Source organism: Mesorhizobium sp. CNPSo 4688, from assembly GCF_057784295.1.
This window is the reverse complement of the sequence record NZ_JBWLUY010000002.1, coordinates 410,343-429,805: the sequence shown is the minus strand read 5'-3', so window position 1 is coordinate 429,805 and position 19,463 is coordinate 410,343. Positions and strand designations below refer to the sequence as shown.

19 protein-coding genes and 1 tRNA gene are annotated in these 19,463 nt (G+C 64.0%); 10 read left to right on the top strand and 10 right to left on the bottom strand.

The window, feature by feature from the left end; genetic code table 11:
* Positions 1 to 156: 156 nt before the first annotated feature.
* Positions 157 to 231: transfer RNA gene (locus tag AC04SH_RS05155), tRNA-Gly, on the bottom strand.
* 226 nt (positions 232 to 457) lie between these two features.
* On the opposite strand from AC04SH_RS05155, the gene AC04SH_RS05150 reads away from it, so the two are divergent.
* The 4 genes from AC04SH_RS05150 to AC04SH_RS05135 all read left to right on the top strand — a co-directional run bounded on the left by AC04SH_RS05150 (position 458) and on the right by AC04SH_RS05135 (position 3,120).
* A complete protein-coding gene (locus AC04SH_RS05150) occupies positions 458 to 955 on the top strand; it encodes a prolyl-tRNA synthetase associated domain-containing protein (RefSeq protein WP_488574173.1) in 498 nt (165 codons plus the stop codon).
* An 86-nt stretch (positions 956 to 1,041) separates the two neighbouring features.
* A complete protein-coding gene (trxA, locus tag AC04SH_RS05145; protein ID WP_488574172.1) occupies positions 1,042 to 2,037 on the top strand; it encodes a thioredoxin in 996 nt (331 codons plus the stop codon).
* Between the two features lie 110 nt (positions 2,038 to 2,147).
* The gene (locus AC04SH_RS05140) at positions 2,148 to 2,819 is read left to right on the top strand and encodes an LON peptidase substrate-binding domain-containing protein (protein WP_436262131.1); all 672 of its coding nucleotides are present in this window, start codon (positions 2,148 to 2,150) and stop codon (positions 2,817 to 2,819) included.
* A 46-nt stretch (positions 2,820 to 2,865) separates the two neighbouring features.
* A complete protein-coding gene (locus AC04SH_RS05135; protein ID WP_192258776.1) occupies positions 2,866 to 3,120 on the top strand; it encodes a Trm112 family protein in 255 nt (84 codons plus the stop codon).
* A 283-nt stretch (positions 3,121 to 3,403) separates the two neighbouring features.
* On the opposite strand, the gene AC04SH_RS05130 is transcribed toward AC04SH_RS05135, so the two are convergent.
* From AC04SH_RS05130 to AC04SH_RS05120, 3 genes are read right to left on the bottom strand one after another with little or no spacing between them, the layout of a single operon-like run.
* Positions 3,404 to 6,682, bottom strand: coding sequence for an error-prone DNA polymerase (locus tag AC04SH_RS05130; RefSeq protein ID WP_488574171.1), 3,279 nt, complete (start codon positions 6,680 to 6,682; stop codon positions 3,404 to 3,406).
* Complete coding sequence (locus AC04SH_RS05125; RefSeq protein ID WP_488574170.1) at positions 6,679 to 8,151, bottom strand: DUF6504 family protein; 1,473 nt, start codon at positions 8,149 to 8,151, stop codon at positions 6,679 to 6,681. Before AC04SH_RS05125 ends, AC04SH_RS05130 begins: the two co-directional genes overlap by 4 nt.
* Positions 8,093 to 9,127: an ImuA family protein gene (locus AC04SH_RS05120; RefSeq protein WP_488574169.1), complete on the bottom strand. Its 1,035-nt coding sequence runs from the start codon at positions 9,125 to 9,127 to the stop codon at positions 8,093 to 8,095. Before AC04SH_RS05120 ends, AC04SH_RS05125 begins: the two co-directional genes overlap by 59 nt.
* Before the next feature lie 178 nt (positions 9,128 to 9,305).
* Here AC04SH_RS05120 and AC04SH_RS05115 point away from each other — a divergent pair, with 178 nt between their 5' ends.
* Entirely contained in the window at positions 9,306 to 9,728 is a 423-nt protein-coding gene (locus tag AC04SH_RS05115; protein WP_112560156.1) for a metallopeptidase family protein, read from the top strand.
* Positions 9,729 to 9,892: 164 nt separating this feature from the next.
* Here AC04SH_RS05115 and AC04SH_RS05110 read toward each other — a convergent pair whose 3' ends face one another.
* Both AC04SH_RS05110 and AC04SH_RS05105 read right to left on the bottom strand, forming a co-directional pair.
* Positions 9,893 to 10,099, bottom strand: coding sequence for a DUF1737 domain-containing protein (locus AC04SH_RS05110; protein ID WP_023699283.1), 207 nt, complete (start codon positions 10,097 to 10,099; stop codon positions 9,893 to 9,895).
* Between the two features lie 64 nt (positions 10,100 to 10,163).
* A complete protein-coding gene (locus AC04SH_RS05105; RefSeq protein ID WP_488574168.1) occupies positions 10,164 to 11,060 on the bottom strand; it encodes an HpcH/HpaI aldolase/citrate lyase family protein in 897 nt (298 codons plus the stop codon).
* Between the two features lie 624 nt (positions 11,061 to 11,684).
* On the opposite strand from AC04SH_RS05105, the gene AC04SH_RS05100 reads away from it, so the two are divergent.
* From AC04SH_RS05100 to AC04SH_RS05085, 4 genes are read left to right on the top strand one after another with little or no spacing between them, the layout of a single operon-like run.
* Entirely contained in the window at positions 11,685 to 13,217 is a 1,533-nt protein-coding gene (locus AC04SH_RS05100) for a DUF4153 domain-containing protein (protein WP_488574167.1), read from the top strand.
* 4 nt (positions 13,218 to 13,221) lie between these two features.
* Positions 13,222 to 13,914, top strand: a complete 693-nt coding sequence (locus AC04SH_RS05095; RefSeq protein WP_477232432.1) for a response regulator — start codon at positions 13,222 to 13,224, stop codon at positions 13,912 to 13,914.
* Complete coding sequence (locus tag AC04SH_RS05090; protein WP_488574166.1) at positions 13,902 to 15,497, top strand: ATP-binding protein; 1,596 nt, start codon at positions 13,902 to 13,904, stop codon at positions 15,495 to 15,497. Before AC04SH_RS05095 ends, AC04SH_RS05090 begins: the two co-directional genes overlap by 13 nt.
* Before the next feature lie 29 nt (positions 15,498 to 15,526).
* Entirely contained in the window at positions 15,527 to 16,693 is a 1,167-nt protein-coding gene (locus AC04SH_RS05085) for an NAD(P)/FAD-dependent oxidoreductase (protein ID WP_488574165.1), read from the top strand.
* 41 nt (positions 16,694 to 16,734) lie between these two features.
* Here AC04SH_RS05085 and AC04SH_RS05080 read toward each other — a convergent pair whose 3' ends face one another.
* The 4 genes from AC04SH_RS05080 to AC04SH_RS05065 form a co-directional block, all read right to left on the bottom strand.
* Positions 16,735 to 17,226: an SRPBCC family protein gene (locus tag AC04SH_RS05080; protein WP_488574164.1), complete on the bottom strand. Its 492-nt coding sequence runs from the start codon at positions 17,224 to 17,226 to the stop codon at positions 16,735 to 16,737.
* A 139-nt stretch (positions 17,227 to 17,365) separates the two neighbouring features.
* Positions 17,366 to 17,815 carry an SRPBCC family protein gene (locus AC04SH_RS05075; RefSeq protein WP_488574163.1) on the bottom strand — a complete coding sequence of 150 codons (450 nt, stop codon included), beginning with the start codon at positions 17,813 to 17,815 and terminating at the stop codon, positions 17,366 to 17,368.
* On the bottom strand, positions 17,812 to 18,126 hold the full coding sequence (locus tag AC04SH_RS05070; protein ID WP_488574162.1) for an ArsR/SmtB family transcription factor: 315 nt from the start codon (positions 18,124 to 18,126) through the stop codon (positions 17,812 to 17,814). Before AC04SH_RS05070 ends, AC04SH_RS05075 begins: the two co-directional genes overlap by 4 nt.
* A 91-nt stretch (positions 18,127 to 18,217) precedes the next feature.
* The gene (locus tag AC04SH_RS05065) at positions 18,218 to 18,643 is read right to left on the bottom strand and encodes a GNAT family N-acetyltransferase (RefSeq protein ID WP_488574161.1); all 426 of its coding nucleotides are present in this window, start codon (positions 18,641 to 18,643) and stop codon (positions 18,218 to 18,220) included.
* Positions 18,644 to 18,796: 153 nt separating this feature from the next.
* Between AC04SH_RS05065 and leuD the strand changes: the two genes are divergently transcribed.
* The gene (leuD, locus tag AC04SH_RS05060) at positions 18,797 to 19,402 is read left to right on the top strand and encodes a 3-isopropylmalate dehydratase small subunit (RefSeq protein WP_488574160.1); all 606 of its coding nucleotides are present in this window, start codon (positions 18,797 to 18,799) and stop codon (positions 19,400 to 19,402) included.
* Positions 19,403 to 19,463: the final 61 nt, after the last annotated feature.

Below are 19,463 nucleotides of genomic sequence, written 5' to 3'. Positions count from 1 at the left end.
TATGCGCCACGCCGTCTTACCCGCGCTTGGTTCTAAGGTAGAACGAGAGTCCCGCAACGCGCCTACAATGAGCCTTCATTGCCGGTTTAGAAAGCCATGTAAGCAAAAGGCGCCCCGAAAGGCGCCTCTTCATCGCTTGATTCCCTTTGAGGAAATTGGAGCGGGTGAAGCGATTCGAACGCTCGACCCCAACCTTGGCAAGGTTGTGCTCTACCCCTGAGCTACACCCGCTCACACGGCCCTAGGGCCGCAAGCCGGGCCTATATGGCTGAAGAGCGCGGCGATTGCAACAGGGAAATGACGGGCTTTTTGGTCGCGCCAAATCGCCTGGCCGAACCTCGTTGGCAACGCTCGTCATTCATTGACTTCCCGCATGACGGTCTTGTCTCGGCGGCATCATTGGCCGTAAACGGCTTTGCGCGTGGCCAGACTTGTACCAGATAGGGAAAGACCATCGATGCCGAAGACTGAAGCCGAGCTTTTCTCCTTTCTTGCCGATCTCGGCATATCGGTGTCGACCGTGCGTCATCCGCCGCTCTACACTGTCGCCGATTCGCGGTCGCTGCGCGGCGAGATACCGGGCGGCCACACGAAGAACCTGTTCCTCAAGGACAAGAAGGACAATTTCTTCCTGGTCAGCGTCGGCGAGGATGCGGTCGTCGACCTGAAGCAGATCCACACGATCATCGGCGCCGCCAGCCGTGTCTCCTTCGGCAAGCCGGAGATGCTGATGGAACTGCTCGGCGTCATTCCGGGCGCCGTCACCGTGTTCGGGCTGATCAATGACACCCAAAGACGGGTCAAGGTGGTGCTCGACCAGGATTTGATGGCGCATGACGTCATCAATGCGCATCCGCTGATCAATGAGGCGACGACGTCGATCGCTTCCGCCGACCTCATCAGATTCGTCGAGGCAACCGGCCATGATGCTGTTATCTTGAAAGTCTCGGCTTGATCGCCACATGGATGGCGAAAACTGACCTCTAGCATGGATGTCGCGCCTGCTCCGCTGGCGAGGGGCGCGACCGGAAGGGCGACGACATGAGCGACAACAACAATCCGTTTGGCGGCCAATTCGGCGGCAATTCCGGCCAGTACACCACCTCCGTGCAATATGGCGGCGCCGAGCCGGCCAAGGCCGTGCCCGGCGCGGCACCGGCCGGTGGAGACCTGATCAAGGACACCACGACCGCCGCCTTCGCCACCGACGTCATCCAGGAATCGCGGAAACAGCCGGTGCTGGTCGATTTCTGGGCGCCTTGGTGCGGGCCCTGCAAGCAGCTTACGCCGCAGCTGGAAAAGGCGGTCAAGGCCGCCGGCGGCAAGGTCAAGCTGGTCAAGATGAACATCGACGATCATCCCTCGATCGCCGGCCAGCTTGGCATCCAGTCGATCCCGGCGGTCATCGCCTTCAAGGACGGCCAGCCGGTTGACGGCTTCATGGGCGCCATTCCCGAGAGCCAGATCGGCGAATTCATCACCAAGGTCGGCGGTAAGGGTAATGGCGCGCCGCCGGTCGCAGAAGCTTTGGCCGCGGCAGCCGAAGCGCATGCGGCGGGCGATGCGCAGACCGCAGCCGACATCTATGACGCCATACTGGCGCAGGCGCCGGAGACGATCGAGGCGATCGCCGGGTTGGGCGAGCTTTTGTTCGAGGCCGGCGACAGCGAGGGCGCCGAGGCGCTGCTGGCAACGGCGCCGGAGGCCAAGAAGGATGCGCCAGCACTTGCCGCGCTGCGCGCCAAGATGACGCTGGCGGCTGAAGCGGCAGCGCTTGGCAATCCCGCCGAGTTCGAGCAGCGCCTGGCCGCCAATCCCGGCGACCACCAGGCGCGTTTCGATCTAGCCATGGTCCAGAATGCGCGAGGCGATCGCCATGCGGCGGCCGACAACCTGCTGGCCATCATCAAGGCCGACCGCACCTGGAACGAGGACGGCGCCAGGGCGCAGCTGTTGAAGCTGTTCGAGGCCTGGGGCATGACCGACGAGGCGACGCTGGCGGCGCGGCGCAAATTGTCGTCGCTGCTGTTTTCCTGAGCCGTTCGCCGGCGAAATTGCCGGCGGAATGGTTTTGGGACCTTGCGGCCGGCGTCGGCTGCGCCAGATTAGGCCGATACTGTCGCGCCCGAAGCGATCGGAGGACTTAAGTGCAGGTCGGAAACGCACATTACCGGGTCGGCAAGGATCTGCCGTCGACCATCCCGGTGTTTCCGCTTGCGGGCGCGCTGCTCCTGCCGGGCGGCCGTATGCCGCTCAACATTTTCGAGCTGCGCTATCTGCAGATGGTGGATGAGGCTATCGCCGGCCCGCGGCTGATCGGCATCATCCAGCCCAGCCTCGACGGCGCGCTGCGTGCCGATGGTGAGCCCGAACTGTGCAATGTCGGCTGCGCCGGGCGCATCATCTCGATGGCCGAGAGCGGCGACGGCCGCTATCTGATTTCGCTGCAGGGTGTGTGCCGGTTCCGCATCACGCATGAGCTGCCGGTGAAGACGCCGTTCCGGCAATGCAAGCTGGCGCCGTTCCTCACCGATCTTAGCGAAGACCAGGCGGCAAACGAGGTCGACCGGCCGGCGCTCTTGAAAGCGTTTCGCGCCTATCTGCAGGCCAATGAGCTCGAGGCCGACTGGGAAAGCGTCAGCCGCGCCGAAAACGCCATGCTGGTCAACGCGCTGTCTATGATGGCGCCTTACGGCCCGGCCGAGAAACAGGCGCTGTTGGAAGCGCCCGACTTGAGAGCCCGTGCCGAGACGCTGATCGCCATCACCGAAATGGCACTGGCGCGCGAGAATGAGGATTTTGGCTCGAGTTTGCAGTAAGGTGTGTCAACGCATCTTGGGCCGGTGGTTGGCTGAAAGAGGAACGATGGCAGCGGACGGACGTGACGGCAAGACGGCCAATGTCGATCCAAAACTGCTGGAGCTGCTGGCCTGCCCGCTGACCAAGGGGCCGCTGGCTTGGGACCCGGAGCGCGGCGAATTGATCTCGCGGATCGCCAAGCTCGCCTACCCCGTACGCGACGGCATCCCGATCATGCTGCCCTCGGAGGCGCGGACGATTTCGGCGGAGGATGTGCTGTCGCCGCCGCGGCTGAGTGGGCCGGCGCAGGCTGGACGCTGATCGGCAGGTAGCCCTTGATCGTTCCTTTTGGGGGCAAATCGCAAACCTTGGAGATTGACCGAAACGCTCCTCCCTTCGTCATCCTAGGGCGGACCAGCCGCGAAGCGGCGTCGCGGAGACTCTAGGATCCATGCCGCGACGTGATCGAAGGGTGCAGCGGAGCAGAATTCTGCACCGTTTCAATGCCTTAATGTCACGGCATGGATCCCGGGAGTCTGCGCCGCATCGCTTCGCTCCTTGCTTCGCCCCAGGGTGACGACGCGATGGGCGTCTCCATAAAGCCCTATTGAAAATTCCGCCCCTTGGGCATGACCCTCTCGGCCTTGTCCGACAGCGTTGCGATGTCCGGCCGGGCTGGCACGGCCGGTGTCATCTCCTCCAGCAGCACCGTCAGCCACGGCGTCAGATCCTCGATCTTTTCGGCGACGATGTGGATGACATCGGATTCCGACTGCAGCTTGCCGGTGACCTTGACGAAGCGCGCGCCCATGACGATGGGGCGGAAGCGGGTAAACGTCCTTTCCCAGAAAATGACGTTGGCGACGGCCTTGTCGTCCTCCAGGGTCAGGAAGATCGCATTGCCCTTGCCGGGACGCTGGCGCACCAGCACCAGCCCGGCGACGGAAACCCGCCTGCCGTCGCGAACCGCGCCAAGGTTGGCATTGGGGATGACGCCGGCGCGGTCGAGCCGCTCGCGCAGGAAGGCGACCGGATGCGCCTTTAGCGACAGGCCGAGTGAGCGGTAGTCGTGGATGACATGTTCGCCGAGCGGCATTGTCGGCAGTTTTGTTTCGGGTTCGAGCTCGCGCAGGCGGATCGCCGGCTGGTCGAACAGCGGCAGTCTTTCGGCGGCACTCTTGCCGTCCAGCGCGCGCACCGCCCACAATGCTTCACGACGGTCGAGGCCGAGCGAGCGGAAGGCGTCGGCCTGCGCCAGTCTTTCGATGTCGTCGACATCGAGGCCGGAGCGCAGCCAGACATCCCTGACGCTTGAATAGCCGGCGCCGCGCCGCTCGGCAAACTGCTCCATGCGCTCCTTGGACAGTCCCTTGATCTGCCTGAGGCCGAGCCGCACGGCGTGCTTTGTCTCGATGACACCGCGCATCTCGGCATGGCGCGGCAGGATGCGGGCCGGGTCGAATTCGTCTTCCTCCAGCGTGCAGTCCCAGCCGGAAAAATTGACGTCGACGTCGCGGATATCGACGCCATGGTCGCGCGCGTCGCGCACCAGCTGCGCCGGTTGATAAAACCCCATCGGCTGCGAATTGAGGATCGCGGCGCAGAACACGTCGGGATAGAAAGTCTTGAACCAGCACGAGGCATAGACGAGCAGCGCGAAGGAGGCGGCGTGGCTTTCGGGAAAGCCGTATTCGCCGAAACCTTCGATCTGCTTGAAGCAGCGCTCGGCGAAGTCCTTGGTGTATCCCTTGCCGACCATGCCGTCGATCATGCGCTGGCGGTAATTGCCGATGGTGCCGGTGCGCTTGAAGGTGGCCATGGCGCGGCGCAATTCGTCGGCTTCGCCCGGCTTGAAACCGCCGGCGACGATGGCGATCTTCATCGCCTGCTCCTGGAACAGCGGCACGCCCAGCGTCTTCTTGAGGATCGCCTCCAGCTCCGGCTTTTGATACTCGGCCTTCTCCTTACCTTGCCGGCGGCGCAGATAGGGATGAACCATGTCGCCCTGGATCGGGCCTGGCCGCACGATCGCCACCTCGATGACAAGGTCGTAGAAATCCTTTGGCTTGAGCCTTGGCAGCATTGACATCTGGGCACGCGATTCGATCTGGAAGACGCCGAGCGTGTCGGCGCGGCCGATCATGTCGTAGACATGCCTGTCCTCAGGCGGGAGGCTGCCCAGCACATAGGGCCTGCCATACTCATCGCGCGCATCCGGGTAATGATTGGTGAGCAAGGTGAAGGCGCGTTTCAGGCAGGTCAGCATGCCGAGCGCCAGCACGTCGACCTTCAAAATCTTGACCGCGTCGAGATCGTCCTTGTCCCATTCGACCATCTTGCGCGCCTCCATCGCCGTCTTGACGATGGGGACGATCTCGTCGAGCCGGTCCCTGGTGATGACGAAGCCGCCGACATGCTGCGACAAATGCCGGGGAAAGCCCATGATTTCGTTGGCGTGGGCGATCACGTGACGGGTCGAGGTCTCGTTGCGGTCGAGGCCACCGGCATGGGCCTCCTTCTCGCCGAGCTCCGAGGTCGACCAGCCCCAGATCGAACTGGACAGCGCGCTGCGGACATCGTCCGACAGGCCCATGGCCTTGGCCACCTCGCGCAATGCCGAGCGGCCGCGATAGCTGATGACGGCCGCCGCCAGCGCGGTGCGCTTGGCGCTGTATTTGGAGTAGATGTACTGGATCACCTCCTCCCGCCGCTCATGTTCGAAGTCGACGTCGATATCGGGCGGCTCGTTGCGCTCCTCGGAAATGAACCGCTCGAACAGCGTGTCGATGCGCTCGGGGCCGACCTCGGTGATGCCGATGCAGAAGCAGACGATCGAATTGGCGGCCGAGCCTCTGCCCTGGCACAGAATGCCCTCGTTGCGGGCGAACTGGACAATGTCGTAAACGGTGAGGAAATAGCGCGCATAGTTCAGGCGCTCGATCAGAGCGAGCTCTTCGCCGATGCGCTGCGAGACGGAAGCGGGGACGCCCGCCGGATAGCGCGTGGCGGCCCCCTCCCTGGCCAGACGCTCGAGCTCGGCCTGCGGCCCGAGGCCCGATTGCGTCGGCTCGTCGGGATAATTGTACTGGAGATCGCCAAGCGAGAAGGTCAGCTCGCCGGCAAAACGCAGCGTCTCGGCCAGTGCCTGCGGATGGCGGCGAAAGAGGCGGGCCATTTCCAGCGGCGGCTTCAGATGGCGCTCGGCATTGGCCGTCAGTTCCAGCCCAACCTCGGCGACCGGCACATTGAGGCGGATGGCGGTAAGCACATCCTGCAGCGAGCGCCGCTCGGCTGTGTGGTAGAGCACATCGTTGGTCGCCATCAGCGGCACGCCGGCGATATCGGCCATGGCGGCCGCCTGCTCGATGCGGAAGCGGTCATTGCCGCGATAATCCGGCGCCACGCCTAGCCGCAGGTTGGCGCCAAAACGATCCTTCAGCTGGCGGATCAATGCCAGGGGATCGTCGGCATTCGTCGAGAGATCCGGCATCACCGCCAGCGACAGAAGATCGCCCCATTCGAGCAGGTCGCCGCGCTGGAGAAGGGTCGCGCCCTTCTCGTTCTCGTCGCGCAGATTGGCCTGCGTCAGCATGCGGCAGAGATGGCCCCAGCCCTTGCGGTTCTGCGGATAGGCGAGAATGTCCGGTGTGCCGTCGCCGAACACCAGCCGGCAGCCGGGGTGGTAGGCGAGCTTCTCAACCTTGGCCTGCTGCCAGGCGCGCACGACGCCGGCGACGGTGTTGCGATCTGCCAGCCCGATCGAGGAGAAGCCGAGGAATTTCGCCGCCACCACCAGTTCCTCCGGCTTGGAGGCGCCGCGCAGGAAGGAGAAATTCGACTGGATGCCGAATTCGGCATAGGGGATGACGGTCAGCGCGTTCATGCGAAGACCCCATGCATGAACCAGCGCGGCGAAGGCTGGCCGGCGCCGTAGAGCCCCTGGCGGTAGAGCCAGTAACGGCGGCCGTCGCTGTCCTCGATGCGGAAATAGTCGCGCGTCGGCGCGTCCTCCTCACTTTTCTGCCACCATTCCGGCGCGATGCGTTCGGGCCCTTCGGCGCGGGCGACCCGGTAGAGCGCGCGGCGCCAGCGGAAATTCATCGGCGGACCCTCCGGCATTTCGGTGGCCGGCACCTCGATCGGCTCGGGCGAACGGAACAGCCGGATCGGCCGCTCCGGCGGGAAGATGGTTGTTGGCGGCGCGTCTTTCCGGTCCGATCTTTTCGGCGGCGTGGTCCGTTGCGGCGCCTCCGAGAAGGGGATGGTGGCGACGGCGCGCTCCGGCAGATGGCTCTCGACGGCGACCGCTTTGAGCACAGCATTGTCGCCGAGTCGGGCGCGGATGCGGTCGGCAAACAGCGCGATGTCGGCGCCGTCATCTTGCGCCTCTCCGGTCAAATCGGCCTGCTGCATGTCGAAGGTGGCGGCTGCCAACACGGAAAGCCGCACCAGGTCGAAGCCGTAGCCAGCATCGATGTCCTGCTCGAGTGCTGTCAGCCGCTCGTGGAACAGGCGCTGGATCAGCTTTGGTTCGCGCAAAGGCCGTGACGTGCCGACGGCGATGCGGCTGACGGCGCCGTCGACGCGAAACAAAAGCAGCGCCAGCATCCTGGCGCCTTCGCCGCGGCGCTCGAGGTCGATCTTCAGCGTCACCGCCAGCATTTCCACCAGCCGCTCGATCTCGGCGGTCAACACGACCGGCTCGGCGAGGTGGCGCTCGACCGAAAGCGGCGCTACCGGCAGGCGCGGCGACACCGCCTCGTCGAGACGGCCGAGCGCCTGGTCTAGCCGCAACAGCAAGGTAGCGCCGAAGCGACGGGCAAGAGGTGCGCGCGGTGCAGCCATGACGGCGCCGGCGGTGCGCAGGCCCACACTTTCCAGGCTGGCGCGGATATCGGCTTCGATGCGTAGCGCGGCCAGCGGCAAAGGGGCAAGCAGCGCTTCCTCCTCGCCTGAGGGAACGATGCGGTCGCCGCAAAAGCGCGCTGCCGCCCAGGCTGCGCCCGGCGTCGCGGCAAGCCCGGCGCGAACATCGAAACCCTGCTGGAAAAAGCGTGCAAGAATGTCATCCAGCATGGCGCGCTCGCCGCCGAACAAATGCGTGCAGCCGGTGACGTCGAGATAAAGCCCGTCGGCGCCGTCGAGCGCCACCAGCGGCGTGTAGCGGTCGCACCAGTCGGCGAGACCTTCGAGCAGCCTTCGGTCGGCTTCCGGGTCGGCCTCGACAATGTCGATCGAGGGATGCATGGCGCGCGCGTCGGCAATGCCCATGCCGCGCTTCAGATGCAGCGCCTCAGCCCGCTCGTCGAGGGCCGATATGCGCTGGGCGCTGCGGTCGCGATGGCTGATCACCAGAGGCAAATGATCCGACGGCCGGGAACGCCACGACCGTCCCAGGCGCTGGCGCAGGATCCGCTCTGCCCCGAGATGCGGAAACCACAGCGACAGAATTCTCTGGCCGTTCTTCCCGTCTTTCTTCGAAACTGTGTTCATCGGGGTTCCACTCCAGTGTGAATTGTCCCGGCAGAGCGCTACGGCTCTTGCCGATGCTGACGGTGAAGGCGGGGCGGCCGATCGAGCCGGCGAGCGGCCCGGCAATGGTCCGGCGACTTGCAGCCGCTGCGGCCGACACGATAAGGCGTACGGGTGCCGCCGTTGGCTCGGCCTCGCCGGCCTGGCGCAGCAGAAACACCGGCCGGCCGGCGCTTTGCGCGCGGGCGTGCAGCCGGCGTGTTGCGGTGAGGTCGAGCCGCTGCGGGCTGCCGCGGATTTCGAGGATGATTGCGGCCAGCGCGGTCATCTTCGCGGCTTCCTCGGCCACCCACAGCGCATCGGTGAGTTTCGCCGCCTCGGAAAACAGCAATTGCTCCGGCGCGATGCCGAACATGCCCTGCAATCCCCTGGCATAGGGAAAGCCGGCCTCGCGAAAAATCTCCGACGTGCCAATCCACAGCACGGGCAATCTCTGCCCCCTGAGGATCAGGCTAACCAGCGACAGCACAAAGCCGGCGACCGCCCCGGCATTGCGGGTCTCGAGGCCATGGATCTCGGTGAGGGCGGCTTTCGGCAGGCCGCCGCTGAGTGTGGCATCGAGGCGTTCAAGGCCGGTGGGCAGGAAGGCATCCGGTGACGCTACGGCAAGGCCGCGCCGGATGATGGTGATGTCCGGTGCGATATCGGATTCTGGCCCGCCGGCATCGCCGTAAGCACGCGCGCGAGGCCGCTCGCCAGCCGGCGCGGCCAGGCGCTCGGGCAGCGTTCCCTCGATCTTCGCGATCTGGCGGCGCAGGGCAAAAACAGTCTCCCGCGCCACGGCTGATGTCGCCATGACGGTCAGTTTCTCTCACAATTGTTCCTGTTATGTTCCTATAGATTCCAGAGGGTGCCCCAAGAGTCAAGCGGAGTCAGAAGGAATTTATTCCTCTATAGCCATTGACGTCATGAAATTGCCGCTTCATTGCCGAGTCCGGTGCGAAAGCCTATATGCCGGGATCAAAGGACAACGCATGGCCCGCATCTACAAGACCCGCACCTGGCACGACGAACTCTCGCCCTCGATCGAGGAAATGGAGTTTCTGGCGCTGGAGGCGTACGCGCATCTGCCGGACGATTTTCGCAAGCTGACCGGCGAGATCGTCATCGTGATCGCCGAGTTCCCGACCGACGAGATCATGGACGATCTGTCGCTGGAGACGCCGTTCGACCTGCTTGGCCTGTTCGAGGGCCGCGGCATTGCCGAGCGTTGGAATCCGCAGACCGGCGAAGGCCCGAACCGCATCACCCTCTACCGCCGCGCCATCCTCGACTACTGGGCCGAGAACGAAGAGACGCTGGGCGACATCGTCACCCACGTGCTGATCCACGAGATCGGCCACCATTTCGGCCTGTCGGACGATGATATGGAGAAGATTGAAGAGGCGGCGGAGTAAGGCTGTGCCGATCTTCAGGTGAGGCCGGCCTGCAAATAGTAGCTTCCTGCGCTTCCGGTGCTCACGTACTTAAAGTACGCTCCGCTCCGGTTCTCGGAAGCCACCATTTTCGACTCGGCCTGACCTGAATCTCGACACATCCTGCGTCGGCGCTTTGGCAAAGCCTACCAATCGCTCAGCTTCGTATCCGGCCCGTATTCCTGGCCGTCGATATCCTTCACGACCGACTGGCCACAGCGCATCGATTTGGTTTTCTTGTCGTAGGCGTAGGTCGGCGAGCCGTAGAGGTGCCAGCCCTTGTTCAACGCCGCGGTGACCTTGTGGCAAAAGGTTGAATCGTCGGGCGCGGATAAAAAGCGGTAGAGTCTCATGGTTCAAGTCCTGTCGTGAGTTTGTCTTGTCGGGCGGGATCTTTTTCGAAGCCGGCTTCGGCAATCATGCGCCGATGGCGGCGGCCTTCGCCAGCAGTTTTTCGGCCTGCGCCAGATGCAGCCGCTCGACCATCCTGCCGTTCAGCGCAATCACGCCCTTGCCGGCATTTTCCGGCAGGGCGAAGGCATCTTTCACCGCGCGCGCCTCGGCCAGGGCATCTGGCGCCGGTGCAAAGGCGCGGTTGGCGGCTTCGATCTGGGCCGGGTGGATCAGCGTCTTGCCGTCGAACCCCATGGCCGCAGCTTCCGTGCACTCGCGCGCAAAAGCATCGAGGTCGCGAAAATCGTTGGAGACGCCGTCCAGCATGTCGATTCCGCCGGCGCGGGCAGCCAGCACCATTTGCATCAGCCATGGTACGAGGTAGCGCCGGTCGGGCGTCGCCAGAATGCCGGTCTCCTTGACCAGATCGTTCGTTCCGGCAACGAAACAATTGAGGCGCGAGGCCGGGTCGCGGCCGAGTTCGGCTATGGCGCCGATGTTGAGCATGGCCTTGGGCGTCTCGATCATCGCCCATAGTTTGACGCTGTCGGGGGCAAAATTATCGTCGAGCACGTCGCCGACTTCGAGGATGTCGCGCGGCGTGGCGACCTTGGACAGCAAGATGCCGTCGGGCTCGAATTTCGCCGCGGCCAGCAAATCATCGTTGCCCCATTCGCTGGACAGCGCGTTGACGCGCACGATCATCTCGCAGCGCCGCCCAAAATGGTTGGCAACTGGCCGGCTGGCGAAAATGCCGGCCAGCTTTTCGCGCGCCGCGACCTTGTCGGCGGGAGCGACGGCGTCTTCGAGGTCGATGATCACGGCATCGCAAGCAAGCGTCGCGACCTTGGCCAGCGCCTTGTCGTTGGAGGCGGGGACGTAGAGTACAGAGCGGCGTGGGCGGTAGGGTTCGCTTGTCATGACCGATCTATGCCGCGTGTGGTTGGTGGAGGCAAGCGCCCGACCGGAACCTGATAATGCTGCCCGCCATCCTTTCCGGACGTTGGCGCTGCCCCAGCTAGGCTCCTTTCCTCTCCCTCCGGAGGGGGGAGAGGTGGCTCGGCGAAGCCGAGACGGAGTGGGGGAACCACCTGGCAACCGCCGCGAACGACATAGGAAGGGCACCAGGCGCAAGCATCGCCTCGCCTTGCGCCCAAGGGTCGACCCCCACTCCGTCGAGCTACGCTCGACACCTCTCCCCCGATCGACGGAGGAGAGGAAGGGCCTCCTTCCACCACCGCTGAGGAGGACGGCATGTTCGCTCGCCCCAGCCTTGAAGCGCAGGTTCTGCACGAAAACTGCACATCTCTGCGGAAAACCTCCTCCGCTGCGCCCTGCCGTATCCATGCGCAGCCACCACAAGGGCGGCATGCAACACCGAAACACCCCCCGTTGGTCCCTGCCTTACCGGCTGCGCAGCGAAAGCTGGTGGCTGGTCGATCCGCCGCGGCCGGAGGCCCGCCATCGCCCGGAGGCAAGCCTGCTCCCTTTTATCCCCAGGCATCCGCCGGGCGGCCGGATCCAGCCCATCAGGAAAGTCCGCGCATGACGTTCGTTAGCTTTTGCAGCCGCTTCGGCATCGCCGTCCTGCTGGTCGCGCTGGCGGATTTTTTCTTTTACGCCCAGCCTGCCGGCATTACCGTCCTTTTGTTCGCCATCGTGACTGCCGGCGCGGTTGTTGCCGTGCATCCCGCTGCCCTTAATTCCCCAATGGCGTGGCTCAAGCCGGCCGCCCTGTTCGTCGCGCTGCTGCCGCTGGTCGAAAATGTCAGCGCGCTGTCGGTCTCGGTCGCGCTCGTGGCCATGGTGGTGCTTGCATTGTCGCTGGCCGGGCGGTTGCAACACCGTATCGCCCGCATTGCCGGCCAGATCGCGCTGTTCCTGGCAGCGGTGCCGTTGCGGTTCGTCAGCGATTTCATCCGCTGGCGCAAGACCGCGCGGCGGTTCGGCCGGCGCCGGATCCGGTTCGCGTCCATTGCGGTCTGGGTGATGCCGCTGACGCTGGGCGCCGTCTTCCTCACGCTGTTCGGCGCCGCCAATCCGGTCATTGACTACTGGCTGTCGCTGATCGACCTGATGAAGCTCCTCGATCTCATCGAACTGGCACGGATTGCCTTCTGGCTGGCCGTGCTCGCCTGCGTCTGGGCCTTGCTACGGCCACGTCTGCCGCGCTTCCGGCGTCTTATCCCGCGGCCGAGGCAGAACCTTGCCGGCGCCCAGCCGGCGGCCAAACCGGAGCGGCATGTCGTCGAGGATATCGTCTTCGGCAAGGCCGCCATCTTGCGCGCGCTGATCGTCTTCAACGCCCTGTTTGCGCTGCAGACGGTGCTCGACGCTGCCTATCTCTGGGGCGGGGTCGCCCTTCCCGATGGCATGAGCTACGCCGCCTATGCACATCGCGGCGCCTATCCGCTGATCGCCACCGCGCTGCTTGCCGCCGGCTTCGTGCTGGCGGCGCTGCGGCCGGGCGGCGAAACCTCAGGCGATCCGCTGATCCGCCGGCTGGTCTATGCCTGGGTGGCGCAGAACATCGTGCTGGTGATCTCGTCGATCCTGCGGCTCGACCTCTATATCGGCGTCTATGCGCTGACCTACTGGCGCATCGCCGCTTTCGTCTGGATGGGGCTGGTGGCATCAGGGCTTGCGCTGATCATCGCCCGCATCGCGCTCGGAAAATCCAACGAATGGCTGTTCTCGGCCAATCTTCTGACGTTATCGGCGACGCTTTATGCCTGCTGCTTTGTCAACTTCGCCGCAACGATCGCCAACTTCAATGTCGACCACTCGCTTGAAATGACCGGTTCCGGCACGCCGCTCGATACGCAGTATCTGCGCTCGTTCGGCGCTGTCGCCATGCCGGCGCTGGACCGCTACTACATGCATAAATTCGGAAACCAAACCACCTATCTGGCCGACCAGGTGATGATCGACGATTATATCGCCGAACAAAAGAAGTGGCGCGCCTGGAGCTTTCGCGGCTGGAGGCTCGTGCAGGTTCTCGACAAGAGAGGCCCGCTCGTGCTTCCTCCCGCACAGCAACCCTCGCTGCCTGCCATGCCATCCACGCCGGACCGCTAGATCCATGCCGCATCAGATCCTGGTCGCCGACGACGATCCGCACATCCGCGAAATCATCTGCTTTGCGCTGGAAAAGGCAGGGATGAAGACGCAGGCCGTGTCTGACGGTGCGGCCGCCCTGCAGGCGATCGAACGCCGCGAGCCCGACCTCGTCGTGCTCGACATCGGCATGCCCGAGATGGACGGGCTGGAGGTCTGCCGGCGGCTCAGGCAACGCTCGGACGTGCCGGTGCTGTTCCTGTCGGCGCGTGACGAGGAAATCGACCGCATCCTCGGGCTTGAAATGGGCGGCGACGACTATGTGACCAAGCCGTTCAGCCCGCGCGAACTGGTGGCGCGTGTCAATGTCATCCTGCGCCGCGCCCGCGCCGTGCCGGAGCCGGCCGACGCGAGGGCCTTTGCGCATGGCAAGCTCAGCCTGACACCGGCCAGCCATGGCGCCAGTTTCGACGGCAAGGCACTGGCGTTGACGGCGATCGAATTCTCGATCCTGAAAGGGTTCCTGGCGCGGCCGGCGCATGTGCTGGGCCGCGACCTGGTGGTGGCCAGCGCCTATGCCGCCAACATCCATGTCGCCGACCGCACCGTCGACAGCCATATCCGCAATATCCGTGCCAAGCTGGCGGCAGTGGGCTGCCTCGACGCCATCGAAACCGTGCATGGCGTCGGCTTCCGGCTTGGCCGATGCGGCGCCTGAGCGACCGCAAATGGATCGGCACCAAATGGCGGCCAAGGCTGGCCACGGTGGTCCTCGCCATCCTCATCATGGTGCTGGCGCTGCCGCTGGTCGGCCTGTTCTTCTTCCGGCTTTATGAAAACCAGTTGATCCGCCAGACCGAGGGCGAGCTGATCGCGCAAGGCGCCGTCATCGCCGCCATCTATGCGCAGGATGTGCGCGACGCCGGCATTTCCCCGGACAAGCTTGGCGGGCCGGTCGACGTTGAGGGCGACGATGCCAGCCGCGGCGACGATTCGCCTTACCAGCCGATCGAGCCCAGCCTCGATCTCGCCTCCGACTATTTGCTGCCGACCCGGCCCGCCGGCATCGTGGCCACCACCGATCCGGCCTTTGCGGCGATCGGCGCGCGGTTGTCGGGCCTTCTCGACACGACGCAAAAGACCACGCTGGCCGGCTTCCGGTTGCTCGACCCGAAGGGCGTCGTCATTGCCGGGCGCGATGAGGTCGGACTGTCGCTCACCCATGTCGAGGAGGTGCGCGAGGCGCTTGCCGGCCACTACGCCAGCGTGCTGAGGCAACGCATTCCCGACCAGCCACCGCCACCGCTCTATTCGGTCAGCCGCGGCACAAAGGTCCGCGTTTTTGTTGCCATGCCGATTGCAGTCGATGGCCGGGTCGCCGGCGTGATCTATCTGTCGCGGACGCCGAACAACATCGTCAAACACCTCTATGGCGAGCGCGGCAAGGTGACGCTGGCGGCCATCGCCATGCTTTGCGGCACGCTGCTGATCGCACTGGTGTTCCTGCGCACCGTCAGCCGGCCGATCTATGCGCTGATGGAGCGGACCAGGCGCATTGCCGCCGGTGACCGCGACGCGATCCGCCCGCTCGACCATCACGGCACGCGCGAAATGGCCGAACTGTCCGCCGCCTTTCTCGACATGGCCGAAAAGCTGCAGGCGCGCTCCGACAGTATCCAGACTTTTGCCACTCATGTTTCGCACGAGCTCAAATCGCCGCTGACGGCGATCCAGGGCGCGGCCGAGCTGCTGCGCGATTCCGGCGATGCGATGGACGCGGCCGAGCGCAAGCGGTTTTCCGGCAACATCGTCACCGATGCCGGGAGGCTCAATCTGCTGGTGCGGCGCCTGCTCGATCTGGCACGGGCCGAAAACCTGGCGCCGAGCGGCGAAAGCACATCGCTCGATGCGGCACTCGTGCTGCTGCCGGTGGACGGCAGGCTGGCGGTTCGCGTCGAGACGGGCGGCGCAACTGGTCTGCGGATATCGGCCGAGAATATGGCGATCGTGCTTGCCAATCTGATCGACAATTCGGCCAGGCATGGCGCGACGCAGGTTCTGCTGGCGGCAGCCGGCGCGGAGGGCAAGGTGAGCGTTACCGTCAGCGACGACGGCGCCGGTATTTCACCGAGCAACAGGGCGCGCATTTTCGAGCCGTTCTTCACCACGCGGCGCGAGTCCGGCGGCACCGGCATGGGGCTCGGCATCGTGCTGGCCCTCCTGAAAGCGCATGATGGCACGATCGCGCTGGTTGACTCCGGGCGCGGCACGCGCTTCGAGATTTCCTTGCCAGCCGCGTGAAGGATGCTGCCGGCGGATCGGAGAAAAAAGTGCGCTACGACATCGTCATCATCGGCGGAGCCATCGTCGGCTCCTCGGTCGCCTATTATCTGCGCGAGGAAGGCTTTTCCGGTTCGATAGCGCTGATCGAACGCGATCCGCAATTCGCCCATGCGGCCACCACGCTGTCCATGGCCTCGATCCGCCAGCAATTCTCGATCCCGGAGAACATCCGCCTGTCGCAGTTCACGCTAAACCTGTTCCGGCGGCTGAAGGAAACGTTCGGCACTGACGCCGATATCGGCTTTCGCGAGGGTGGCTATCTGATCCTGGCCGGCGAGGCCGGGCTGCCGATCCTGAAAGCCAACCATGAGGCGCAGGTCGCCGAGGGCGCAGATATTCTGCTCGAGGATGCCGACCAGCTGGCAAAGCGCTTTTCCTGGCTGTCGACGGAAGGCATCAGCGCCGGCGCCTTCGGTCGCACCGGCGAGGGCTGGTTCGACGCGCATGCCATGCTGACACTGTTCCGCAAGGCATTGCGTGACAAGAAGGTCGATTTCATCGCCGCCGATGTCACCGGCATCGGGCGGCAGGGTGGTCGCGTCACCGGCGTGACCCTCGACAATGGCGAAAAGCTCGAAGCCGGCATCGTCGTCAACGCCGCCGGTCCAAACGCCGGCAAGGTCGCCGCTCTTGCCGGGCTCACGCTGCCCGTCGAGCCGCGCAAGCGCAACGTCTTTGTGTTCGAGGCGCGCGAAAAATATGCCGACATGCCGCTGCTGGTGGACCCTTCAGGAATCTATGTCAGGCCGGAAGGCTCGGTCTATCTCACCGGCGGCGCCGAGCCGGAGGAGGGCGACGGCCCGGCCGACCCCAGGGATTTCGATGTCGACTGGCCGCTGTTCGAAGAGGTGATCTGGCCGGTGCTGGCAACGCGCATCCCCGCCTTCGAGGCGATCAAGGCAACCCGCGCCTGGGCCGGCCATTACGACTACAACACGCTCGACCAGAACGCGGTGATCGGACCGCACCCGGAAGTCGGCAATTTCATTTTCGCCAACGGATTTTCCGGCCACGGCCTGCAGCAGGCGCCGGCCGTCGGCAAGGCGCTGGCCGAACTGATCGTCCATGGCGGCTACCGGACGGTGGATTGCTCGGCGTTTGGGTATCAACGGGTGGCCGAGGGCAAGGCGTTTCGGGAATTGAATGTGATTTGAGCGGCCTCTTTTCATAAGCGTGAGAGGGAAAAGACGCGCTTCTATGCCGCCGGTTCACCAGTCTCGACATAGGCCTGCAGCCAACCCAGCACCCGGCCCCAATCCTCGGCATGTTCGGCCGCCGCGTCGGTCAACCCGGCAAACCCGCCATGGCAGATGGTGAGGCGTGTGCCTCCGGCTATCGGTTCCAGCAGGTAGGCAACCGTCGTTTGCCGCCGGCCAAGTGTCGGATGGTCCCAGTCATAGGTCCGCGTCTGAACGATCCGACGCGGCGCCTGGATCTCGAGGAACTCGCCGCCGGCGGGATGGTCCTCGCCAGCAATGGTCCTGGCGATGACCTGCCACCGGCCGCCGACGCGCAAGTCGGCCGTCCAATCGACCATCCGGTAGCTTTCGGAAGAGCCCCACCAGCGCTCGACTTCGTCTGTAATCAGCGCGTGGAAGACGCGCTCCGGTGGCGCGACGATCTCGGCGCTTGCCATGATCGTCTCGCCATTGGTCATGCTTTGCGCCACCACTGGGCCGTGCATCATGGCAACCTCCCTAGAGCGTTTCACCGTTTCACGGAGACGCCGAACCGCTCTATCTCTTTGTGTTTTCGCAATTCCGGACGGAAAACCGCTCACACTTTTCCTGGAATTGCCTACGCGATTGTTTCGTTATCGAAACGAGTTAAGCCGCCTTTGATGCCGGGCGCGACAGGCCCTTGCCAGTTTCGAGCAGACTCTTCAGGCTCGACAGCACCAGCGGCCAGCCATTGCCGACATGTTCCAGAAGACGGTGCGGACCGTCGGCAGCATGGGTGACGGCGAGCTTCATCATGTCGCCTTCCTGTTCGATGACGAAGGTGCAATGCGTGTAGCCATCGGCCTTCACGTCCGGCATGAACTCATTGCGCCATTTGATGACCAGGCGCCTTGGCGGATCGACATCGACAATCTCGCCGCTGTCGGTGACGCGGCCGTCGGGATAGACCATCTTCCACGCCGAGCCTTTCTTCCAGTCGCTCTGCATCTGGGCGCCGAGGAAATATTGCTGGTGGAATTCCGGTTCGGTCAGCGCCTCCCAGAGCTTCTCGGGCGTGGTGCGGATATAGGTCACGTAGACGAAGGCATTGCTCATGGCTCTTCCCTTTCAAGGCGCTTCTTCAAGTCGCTGAGGGCGGTCAGCCGTCCTCGTTCGAATTTGCCAATCCAGCGTTCGGCGATCTCGTTGATGGGAACGGGATTCAGGTAGTGCTCCTTTTCACGTCCGTTGCGGACGGTGGTGATGAGGTTCGCCTCTTCCAGGATCGCCAGATGTTTGGTCACAGCCTGGCGTGTCATATCCGTCCGCTCGCACAGCGCGTTCAGTGTCTGCCCATTCCTGGCGTGGAGACTGTCCAGCAATTGCCGGCGTGTCGGGTCGGCGAGGGCGCGAAAGACGGCATCCATGCTCACGGCCTTAATATGCAACCGTTTGGTTGCATGTCAAGCTGCAAAGATCGCGCGCCATTGGCGACTGGATGTGTCCACAGGAGGAAAATCAGCGCTTGCGGGAGAACCAGAAGGCATCGTCCATGCGCTCCATGCCGATGCGCTTGTAGAAGCCGACGGCGTCGGGCATCGAGATCAGGCTGATGGCGACCGATGGCCCAAGCTGCCGGCGGGCCTCGTCCATAAGACCCTTGCCGATGCCAAGCCCTTGCGCCGATTGGGATACGGCGAGCTCGGAAATGTAGCACACCCAGGAAAAATCGGTGATGGCGCGGGCCACGCCAATCAGTGGTCGGCCTTCGACATCGAGCCGCGCGGTCAGCACCAGGTTCGCGCCGGAAAGCATCGCCTGCAGCCGGGCTTCGTCGTCGACGGGACGCGTCTCGCCGAGCGTGGATTCGACCAGCACGCGGCGGAACTCGGCCACGTCGAGATCCGGCTCGCTGGAATAGATTATCTTCGAGGGTGTGGTCATGAGCGCAAGGTGCACCAGCGGCGGCCGGTTTTGAAGATCGTGCCGCGCCGATCTTTCGATCCAAGCACGCACGAACAGTTGCCTTTTATTTGCCAGCAGCTTTGTGTAAACGGTGCGTCAGCAATCTCCCGCAACGAAATACGGGCAAAAGCCATGGAAAAATTCACCAAGCTCACCGGCGTCGCCGCACCGATGCCGATCGTCAATGTCGACACCGACATGATCATCCCCAAGGATTATCTCAAGACGATCAAGCGCACCGGGCTCGGCAGCGGGCTGTTCGCCGAAATGCGCTACAAGGACGACGGCTCGGAAAACCCGGATTTCGTGCTCAACAAGCCGGCCTACCGCAAGGCGCAGATCCTGGTCGCCGGCGATAATTTCGGCTGCGGTTCGAGCCGTGAACACGCGCCGTGGGCGCTGCTCGATTTCGGCATACGCTGCGTCATCTCGACCTCGTTCGCCGACATTTTCTACAACAACTGCTTCAAGAACGGCATTTTGCCGATCACCGTCAGCCCGGAAGATCTGGAGAAGCTGATGGACGATGCCTCGCGCGGCTCCAATGCGACGGTGTCGGTCGACCTCGAGGCCAAGGAAATCCGCGGTCCGGATGGCGGCGTGGTCAAATTCGATCTCGACGACTTCAAGCGCCACTGCCTGCTCAACGGCCTCGACGATATCGGCCTGACCATGGAAAAGGCCGGCGCCATCGCCTCGTTCGAGAAGAAGAACGCCGCCGAGCGCCCCTGGGCCTGAGCAGTATGATTTAACCCGACCGTCAAAGGCCGGGTTCGTGGCGGCTGAACGGAGGGGACAG